This window comes from Bacillus sp. FSL R5-0286, from assembly GCF_038593245.1.
GTDB classification, from domain to species: Bacteria; Bacillota; Bacilli; order Bacillales; family Bacillaceae; genus Bacillus; species Bacillus altitudinis.
The window spans coordinates 386,033-396,836 of record NZ_CP151977.1; the positions used below are offsets into that span (position 1 = coordinate 386,033).

Genomic DNA, 10,804 nt, shown 5'->3' on the forward strand with positions numbered 1-10,804 from the left:
TGGTTCTTTTGATATAGAGGGTGCAGGGTATCACATTTGGTGGAGAAAACATAGAAGAGCGGAGGATAAGAATGAGTACAGTTTATTACCCCTTAACACATGCGCAAAAGCGAGTATTCTACACGGAAAGATTTTATCCAGGCACAAGTATTTCTAATTTGGGTGGGTTTGCCAAGTTGAGATCGGTATCAGGTCTAAATCCTTCTTTGATCGTTGATGTGCTTCAAGCGTACATTCGTGAAACTGATTCTCTTCGTTTAAGGCTGGTGTATCAACATGAGCAGGAGGAGCCCGTTCAATATATCAAGCCATATGAAAAACAGCCGATTCGTTTGGTGAAAGGATGGAGTGAAAAGGAAGTCAGGGCGTGGGCGAACGAGGAGATTCGTGAGCCGATGGAACTGATTGACCGCTCCTTAATCGAATTTACGGTCTTTCAAATCAGTGATCAAGAGTGCTGGTTGTTCTGTAAAGCACATCATATTGTGGCTGATGGTATTTCAATTATCTTGATGGGAAACCGAATCATTGATCTATACCATGACATGCTGCAGGGGACAGACATCTCCCCAATTGAAGACATTTCCTTCGTTGATCACATCATGAGTGAGCAAACGTATGAATCTTCTAAACGTTTTCAGAAAGACCAAGCTTTTTGGAACGAGCAATTTGCCAATATTCCAGATTTCGCTTCTTTAACACCGCATAAAGGTTACGAGATGAGTTTACATGCGGAGAGATTTTCAGGGGATATTCCAGATGCTTTAAAGGAGAAGCTTCGCGTTTTTTGTGAAAAAGAGAAAGTCAGTATGCTTTCTATGTTTATGTCCGCTGTCTATATTTACTTGCACCGATTTAGCGGCATGGAGGATGTGGTCCTTGGAACCTTTATGGGCAATCGGACAAATGCAAAGGAAAAAAAGATGATTGGGATGTTTGTGTCGACCATTCCGATGCGCGCATCTGTGCAAGGATCCCTCACGTTTCTTGATTTCGTGAAGCAGGTCATGGCGGATCAGATGAAGATCTTGCGTCATCAAAAATATCCTTACAATGTGCTCATGAATGATTTAAGGGAAAGAGATGGATTTACAGGACGCCTGTTTGATATTTCTTTAGAGTATCAGGTCATGCAGTGGCAGAAAAAAGAGAATCTTTCGTTCATTACGGAGCCGATTTTTAGTGGAAGCGGAATGAATGATATATCGATTCATGTGAAAGACCGCTGGGATACAGATACATTGACCATTGATTTGGATTACCGTACAGATCTATTTAGTGAAGACGATATGAGTAAGCTGTTTGATCGATTGATGATTTTGCTGGAGGCGGCAGTCTCTCAGCCAGATCAGCTGATTGGGGCTCTCTCTTTACTGCCAGCAGATGAACAAAAGCAGCTGCTTCAATTATCTAAGGGAGAAGCATTTGATTTACCAGGAGCGAAACCAGTTCACCACTTATTTGATGAGGTAGCTAAAAAGTATTCAGAACGAGCAGCTGCGGTAGCGGAAAATGGAACGTTCACTTATGGAGAGCTGTATCAAAAAGCGGACAAACTGGCACGGTTTTTACAGATGAAAGGTGTCTCGCGTGATGTACCAGTTGCCGTTTTAATGGAACGGACGGCAGATGCGATGGTTGCCATTTTTGGGATATTAAAAGCTGGCGGTGCATATGTACCGATCGATCCGGCATTACCTGAGGAACGCATTCGATTTATTGTAGAAGATTCTGGTGCTTCTATCGTTTTAACAGAAGAATCGTTTGTTCAGCGATATTCATCCATTGCCGAAAAAATGGTTGTCCAGCAGCATATGGAATTAGAAGATCGTCCGCTGCCTGAGCTGATCGATCAGACGACATCACAGGATTTGGCTTATCTCATTTATACATCGGGTACGACTGGAAAGCCGAAGGGAGTGATGATCGAGCATCTTCAGCTGCATCATTTGGTTCATGCCCTGCATCACGAATTGTATGAGGGGGCAAATCAGCTTCAAGTGGCGCTTCTTGCACCATTCCATTTCGATGCATCTGTTAAACAAATCTTTGCTGCTCTTTTATTTGGACATACGCTTCATATTGTGCCAAGAGAAATGACACGAAACGGTGTACAGCTAGCGGCTTATTACAAAGAACATCAAATCAAAGCAACAGATGGAACGCCAGCACATGTGCAGCTTTTACTTGCAGTGGATTTGGATGGGCTTGCACTGACTCACATGCTGATTGGGGGAGAAGCACTCCCTGCGAAAGCAGCGCAGGCGCTGATTGAAGCTGTCCGTGTCAGCCAGCCCGATTTTGCCTTGTGGAATGTGTATGGTCCGACAGAAACGTGTGTGGATGCGACGGTTCACCGTCTAGATCTCAGTGAGCTGCAGAAGTCACCAGAACAGCGCTATGTGTCAATTGGAAAGCCACTGGGCCATCATCGGATTTATATTTTAAATGAACATGAACAACTACAGGTGCAGGGAGCTGTGGGAGAACTATGCATTGCGGGAATAGGAGTGGGACGGGGCTATGTGAATCAGCCTGAATTGACGGAGAAGGCATTCAGACCAGATCCATTTTTTCCTGAAGACCGGATGTATCGCACAGGTGATGTAGTGAGATGGCTTCCAGACGGCACTATTGATTACCTTGGAAGAATAGATGACCAAGTAAAAATAAGAGGTTACCGCATCGAAACAGGTGAAATTGAGGCAGTCATGGAGCAGGTAGACGGAGTCGATCAGGCTGTCGTGCTTGTCGTGGATGAACCGGACGGTGGAAAGGCTTTAAGTGCTTACTATCAAGCACGACAAGAATTTCTTTCCGTGGACACCCTGCAAGCCGCTATCAAACATCAGCTGCCAGCTTATATGATGCCGCTTTATTTCAAGCAGCTGGAGGCATTTCCACTGACAGTTAGCGGGAAAGTCGACCGGCGTGCGCTTGCTGCTTTAAAAGGAGACAAGGCTGTCAGTGCTGTTTATGTAGCGCCTAGAAACGATGTAGAAACGAAGCTTGTTCGTTTGTGGGAAGACGTTCTTCATCAAGAGAACATAGGTGTGTACGACTCATTCTTTGACCTAGGCGGGCATTCACTCAAAGCGATGAAAGTTCTTACACTCGTTCAGCGGGCTTTTCAAGTGGAGGTCCCTTTATCGGTTTTATTTGAACAGCAAACAATTGCAGCACTTGCTGGTTATATTGAACAAGCGGAAAAGTCTTCACAAGTGGTCATACCGAAAGCACCGACTGCCGCCGATTATCCACTGTCACCAGCGCAGCAGCGTGTTTATATGGTGACTCAGCTGGAGCAGAGCATCGCCTATCATATGCCTGCCGTTGTGAAATTAAGAGGAACGCTGCAACGAGAGAAGTTGGAGGGAGCTTTTGAAAAACTGATCGCACGTCATGATATGCTGCGCACTTCTTTTCATACAGTCAAAGGAGTCCCTCGTCAGCGGGTAGCTTCATCCGTTCCATTTCAAATAGAACAGGTGACAGGCAGCACGATGGAAGAGAACATGCGTCAATTTGTCCGACCTTTTTATCTTGAGCAGGCTCCGCTTTTGCGTGTTGGGCTACAGTCTTTACATGATCAGGAGCATCTTCTCTATTTCGATATGCATCATCTGATTTCAGATGGTCTTTCAATTGATTTGATGCTGCGTGAGTTGTCTGACGCATATGAGGGATTAGTGAAAGCGCCATTGAAGCTTCAATATCAAGATTATGCTGTTTGGCAAGAACAACAGGCAGAGCAAGGCGGTCAAATAGATGAAGCATTCTGGCTGAAAGAATTTTCAGGAGATATCCCTGCTTTGCAGCTGCTAACGGATTATCAGCGTCCGGCTGTCCAGTCTTTCGCTGGAGATCGAGTTCTCAGAAACATCGATGAGACGTTAACAGGCCGTTTGCAGGAGCTTGCAGCGAATCATCATACGACGCTGTATACCGTGTTGCTTTCTGCTTACTATACATTGCTTGCGAAATACACAGGTCAAAAGGAGTTTGTGGTGGGGACGCCAACAGCAGGCCGGGTGCATGCAGATTTGAATGACATGATCGGCATGTTTGTCCAAACACTTGCTTTACGTTCAGAGGTAGATCCGAACGGTTCAATGACACAGTTGATTGAGCAAGTAAAGGAAAAGACGATGAGGGCGTTTGAGCATCAGCAATATCCATTCGAGCGGCTGCTTGAAAAGCTAAATGTGCAAAGAGATTTTAGCCGCCATCCATTGTTTGATACGGTCTTTACTCTGACGCCAGATCATTCAACAACCCAGCATATTGGAGAGATGAAAGTCGAAGTCGAGGAAACCAATTTCCATATTGCGAAGTTTGATCTCACACTTCAAGCGACGGAGTCAAGTCATGGTCTTTCTTTTGTTCTCGATTACAGTACGGCGTTATTTAAACGAAGTACTGCCGAGCAGATGCTCAAGCATTATGTTTATCTTCTGGAGCAGATGGTTGAAGTGCCGGAGCAAGCGATTCAATCATACCGCTTACTGTCTGAACAAGAGGCAGCGGCTCAATTGAAGATGTGGAACCCGTTACCTACGCCTTATCCTGCGGAAGAAACCATTGTGACGCAATTTGAATCACAAGTACAGCAGCATGGTCATCAGCCTGCTTTGCAATGTAAAGATGTGGTTCTTTCTTATCAAGAGCTGAATCGCAGAGTGAACCAGCTGGCTCATTATTTACACGAACATGGTTTTGAAAAAGGGATGAAAGCGGCTTTATTCTTTGAACGTTCCAATGAGATGGTGCTGTCGGTTTTAGCTGTGCTAAAGGCTGGCGGTGTCTATGTGCCAATTGATCCTGACTTCCCTGATGAACGTATCAAGCACTTTTTGACAGATAGTGGTGCACAGTTTGTCCTGACCCATCAGGTGCTGCGTCATCGTTCTGTGCTTACTGCATTTGAAGGGAAAATCATAGAAACAGAAGATCAAGCCGTTGATCAGCAGTCAGAGAGCAATTCAGTTGTATGTGTTTCGCCTTTGGACTTGGCGAATTTGACCTACACATCTGGTACGACAGGCAAACCTAAAGGGAACATGGTGACGCACCGGAACATTTTGAGAACAGTGAAGCAGTCGAATTATCTCACCATTCATCATAAAGACACGGTGATGAGCCTTTCAAACTATGTATTTGATGCATTTATGTTTGATGTGTTTGGCGCTTTATTGAATGGAGCGAAACTCATTGTTTTGCCAAAGGATAACATCTTAAATATGAATGAGCTTTCTGGCGCGATTGAGAAGGAAAAAGTCAGTATTTTAATGATCACGACCGCTCTATTTCACTTATTGATTGATATGAAAAAAGGCAGCCTGAAAAACATCAGAAAAGTGCTGTTTGGCGGGGAACGTGCTTCTGTGCCGCATGTTGTGGCAGCCCTTGAAACGGTTGGAGAAGATAAACTCATTCATATGTATGGACCTTCTGAAAGCACGATTTTCACAACGTATTATCCGGTGAATCACATTGAAGAACAAGCACTGTCGATTCCGATCGGAAAGCCGGTGAGTCAAACGGCTGTTTATATTGTCGATGAGTTTGGACATGTGCAGCCGCCGGGAGTAGCTGGAGAGCTTTGTGTCGCAGGTGATGGACTGGTCAAGGGGTATTATCACCAGCCAGAACTAACGAGCGAAAAGTTTGTTGAAAATCCTTTCCGACCTGGTGAAGTCATGTACAAAACGGGCGATCTCGCACGATGGCTGTCAAATGGAGATATTGAATTCATTGGGCGAATCGATCATCAAGTCAAGATTCGAGGTCAGCGTATCGAGCTTGGCGAAATTGAACACCAGCTATTGCAGCATCCGCAAGTGAAGGAAGCCGTTGTCATTGCGATATCAAATGATACATTGTGTGCATATTTCACAGCAGAAGGTGCTGTTCCGCTGTCGGATTTACGTGAGCAAGCAGGACGAGAACTCCCCGTTTATATGATGCCAGCTTTCTTCATGCAATTAGACGAGCTGCCACTAACGGGGAATGGCAAGGTAGACAGACGGGCATTACCGGTACCTGATGTAAGTGAGCAGGCGGCAAATGAATACGTCCCTCCTCAATCAGATACAGAGCGTATATTGGCACACATTTGGGAGGAAGTTCTTGAGGTGCCGAAAATCGGCAGACATGATCATTTCTTTGAATGCGGTGGTCATTCACTGCGCGGCATGAAAATGCTGAACAGGCTCTATGAAGAGATGCATGTGGAATGTACTTTGAAAACATTATTTGAATCACCCACTTTAGAGGCGTTTGCCCTTGCGGTGGATCAAACAGATCGAACTGAAATCAGGCGAGTGGAAAAAGCGGAAGAAGCGGCATTTTATCCTGTGACATCTGCTCAGAAAAGATTGTTTGTTCTGCAAAAAATGACAGATGCCGAGCAGAGCTATCATATGCCAGCTGCTTTAAAGCTTGAAGGTGTATTTGATGAAAAACGATTTAAAAAAGCCATTAAACAGCTTGTTCATCGTCATGAAGCATTCCGTACGAGTTTTGACTTCGTTCAGGGTGAACCTGTTCAGCGAATTGAAACGAATGTTTCTGTGAACATTGAAAACATCGAAGGGGATGGCCGAGACATTCAGCAATTAATGAATGATTTTATCCGTCCATTTGATTTAGGAAAAGCGCCGCTGCTCAGAGTGGGGCTTGTGTCTGAATCGGAGAGTGTTCATTATCTGTTGATTGATATGCACCACATCATTTCAGATGGTGCGTCTGTCGGTATTTTAATTGATGAGCTATCGATCTTGTATCGAGGAGACGAACTTGATGAATTGCCTATTCAATATAAGGATTATGCGGTTTGGTCAACAAGTGAAAAATTTCTTGCACAAAAAGAGGCTGAAGCGGCGTTTTGGTTGGAACAATTAAAAGGAGAACTGCCTGTTTTGGCGCTGCCTGAGGATCTCCCGAGACCAAAGGTTCAGACGTTTGAAGGGGGCCGCGTCGAATTCTCTATAGACGGTGCGCTTAAAGCGCAATTGGATGAGCTGGTTAGATCACTCAACGGTACAACGTATACAGTGCTGCTTGCTTGCTACAGTACGCTTTTAAGCAAGCTTTCGAGACAAGAAGACATCATGATCGGTTCTCCAGTGGTGGGCAGAACTCATCCTGATATTCAATCAGTCATCGGCATGTTTGTGAATACGCTGGCACTCAGAACAAAACCAGAAGGACATCAGACATTTTCTCAATTTGCGTCAACAGTTCATGAGCTTGTGTTAGCGGCAAATGAACATCAACTTTACCCATTTGAAGAATTGGTGGACCAAGTACAAACGGTTCGCGACACAAGCCGTCATCCAATCTTTGATGTGGTGTTCTCGATGGAAAATGCAGATATTCGTAACCTGTCGATGGATGGACTTGATATTATTCCACAGCCGTTCAATGAGAACATAGCAAAATTTGACTTGACCTTAACTGGAAACGAATCTGACGATCAAATCGAGCTTGTGTTTGATTATAATTCTTCTATCTTTGAACGGTCGTCGATTGAGAAGTGGAAGGAGTATTTCCTTTACTTGATCGAACAAATGGTGTCAGCACCAGATCAATTATTAGATCAGATGCAATTATTATCACCAGCGCAGCAGCAAAAACTGCTTGATGAATGGTCCGGACCTTATCTAAATGTCCCGACAGATCAAACGGTTCATGCATTGATTGAGGCAAAGTCACAAGAAGTACCTCATCAAAAAGCCGCATCCTTCTGCGGCACAAGCTGGACGTATGAAGAACTGAACAACCGGGCGAATACAGTCGCCGCAAGACTTATTTCCAGCGGCACAAAACCGGGAGACCGCATCGGCATTCTCACACGTCCATCGCTCGAGATGACAGCCGTTGTTCTCGGAGTTCTCAAGGCAGGTGCGGCATTTGTGCCGATTGATGCCGATTATCCAGCGCAGCGCATTGCCTACATGCTGGAAGATGGCGGGGCAAAGGTCCTTCTGATTCAGAATGGGCTCACTGCACCACCTTCATTCACAGGTCATACCCTCTTCATAGAAGAGGCAGTAGAAGGAGAAGCACACGAGATTCAGGTTCCTATCAAACCAACAGATCTCTCCTATATGATTTACACATCTGGAACGACTGGACAGCCGAAGGGTGTCATGGTCGAGCACCAGTCCCTTGTCAATCTTGCTTTTTGGCACAATGATGCTTTCCAGGTGACGAAACAAGACCGAACCGCCAAATATGCCGGCTTTGGCTTTGATGCCTCCATTTGGGAGATGTTCCCGACATGGATGGCCGGCGCAGAGCTCCATATCATCGACGAAGCGATTCGCCTCGATATGATCAAGCTCAATACGTATTTCAATGACGAAGGCATCACCATCGCGTTCCTGCCAACACAGCTATGTGAGCAGTTTATGTCGATGGACAATCATTCTCTCCGTTACTTACTGACAGGCGGGGACAAGCTGAAACAGGTGAAGCCCGTTCCATACAAACTCGTCAATAACTACGGCCCAACAGAAAATACGGTCGTGGCGACAAGCGGGATCATTGATCCAGATCAAGGCACGCTTCCTATCGGAACAGCGATTGCCAATACTCGTTTTTACATTATGGGTTCGTTATATGACCTCTCGCCGCAAGGCGTACCGGGTGAGCTCGTGATTGCGGGGAAAGGACTGGCAAGAGGCTACTGGAATCTCCCAGAGGAAACGGACAAACGGTTTGTCCCAGATCCGTTTTATCCTGGAGAGCGTATGTACCGTACAGGTGATTTGGTGAAGTGGACAGAGGATGGCGAACTGATCTATCTCGGTAGAAAAGACCATCAAGTGAACATCCGCGGATTCCGGATTGAGCTATCAGAAATTGAAGCGCAGCTCCTTGCGCTAAATGAAGTGAAAGAAGCCGTCGTGACAACGGTCAAAGACGCAAGTGATCAAGACGCTCTTGTCGCTTACGTCATCACAGATGAAGAAGCGGCCACTTTGAAAGAAGGCTTAAAGCGCACCTTGCCTGACTATATGGTGCCATCATGGATCATCAAGCTAGACCAACTGCCGATGACGGCAAATGGCAAAGTGGATCTCAAAGCACTGCCAGCACCTGATGTGGAAGCGAATCAAATAGCATACGAAGCGCCAAGAGATGAAGTGGAAGCACTGCTTTGCGGCATTTGGGAAGATGTGCTTGGCGTCAGCCAAGTTGGTATTCACGACCATTTCTTCTTCCTTGGCGGAGATTCGATTAAAGGCATCCAAATGGCAAGCAGACTCACGCAAGAAGGCTGGAAGCTCGATATGAAACTGCTTTTCCAATATCCAACGATTGCGGAGCTTCGCCCATATATCGAAGAAGCGGATCTTCTCACAGCTGATCAATCACCTGTGGAAGGAGAGGTTATTTTAACACCAATTCAGCGCTGGTTCTTTGAACGGAACTTCAGCAGCCAACATCATTGGAATCAGTCCGTTATGCTCCATGCGGCAAATGGTTTGGATGAAGTGCTTGTCAAACAAGTGCTCGAGCAGATGATGACCCATCATGATGCTTTGCGATTGGTTTATCCGATAGAAGAAGGACGCATCATCCAGCGTCATCGTGGAGTAGACGAAAACGATGTAGCGGTGGACGTGATAGAAGTACAAGGAGAACGATCACAGCAAATCCAGCAGGTAGAAAAGCTAGCCAATGAAGTGCAGGCGAGTATTTCTTTAACAGAGGGACCATTAGTCAAACCTGCGATTTTCCGTACGGATCATGGAGATCACTTATTGCTCGTTGTACATCACCTTGTCATTGATGGTGTGTCATGGCGTATTTTCCTTGAAGACTTCATGGCTCTTTATGAGCAGGCGAAGCGCGGGGAGGAGCTGACACTTCCTGAAAAAACACATTCATTCCAAGCATATGCCCAGAAGTTGACGGAATACGCAGTGTCAGATGAGCTGCTGGCAGAAAGGGACTATTGGAAAAAGGTACTTGGGCATTTAACTGCACCTCTGCAAAAGGATCATGTCACAGAGGATCAAAGAATGCTGCATACAAAAACCATTCGCTTTACGCTGTCTGAGGAAGAAACACGCAGCCTACTGACAGAAGTACATGAGGCGTACCACACGGAAATCAACGACATTTTGCTAACCGCTTTAGGATTGACCCTGAAAGAGTGGACAGGAGAAGACAGACACTTTATTCACCTTGAAGGACATGGAAGGGAAGACATCCTTCCGGCGGTCAATGTGTCGCGGACCATCGGCTGGTTTACGAGCATGTATCCTGTGCTGCTTGATTTGTCGCATGCGGAGGATCTTTCGTATCAAATCAAGCTTTTGAAAGAAGAGCTCAGACACATTCCGAACAAGGGAATCGGCTATGGCGTTTTAAAATACTTAACGCCTGACAAAATGAAGGACGGTCTCGCATTTGATATCACGCCAGATATCAGCTTTAACTATCTTGGTCAGTTTGATGAACAGATTGGCGGGGGTGAACTAAGTCGATCCACTTGGCAGGCAGGTCAATCATTAAGTCCAGAATCAGAGAAACCTCATGCATTAGATATTGTTGGTTTCGTAGAACAGGGCATGTTCCAGATGACGATGTCCTATCACCAGCTTGAATTTGAAGAGCAAACGATTGAACAGTTCAAGGACCTTTTAGAAAAGAACGTGAAGGCACTCATCTCACATTGTGTATCACAAGATGAAGCGCAAATTACGCCTAGTGATGTAGGAGACGATGACCTGACCATGGATGAACTTGAAAAGCTAATGGATATATTTTAAGCAAACGAAGAGGTGGA

General features: G+C 45.5%; 1 protein-coding gene. It reads left to right on the forward strand.

The annotated features are described in order from the left end of the window. Positions 1-71: 71 nt before the first annotated feature. Complete coding sequence (locus NST24_RS02025) at positions 72-10,787, forward strand: amino acid adenylation domain-containing protein (RefSeq protein WP_342462238.1); 10,716 nt, start codon at positions 72-74, stop codon at positions 10,785-10,787. The last annotated feature ends 17 nt before the right edge of the window (positions 10,788-10,804 follow it).

Excerpts from the sequence above, each read along its gene's own strand:
- NST24_RS02025 (WP_342462238.1), top strand. The coding sequence starts at position 72 with ATGAGTACAGTTTATTACCCCTTAACACATGCGCAAAAGCGAGTATTC.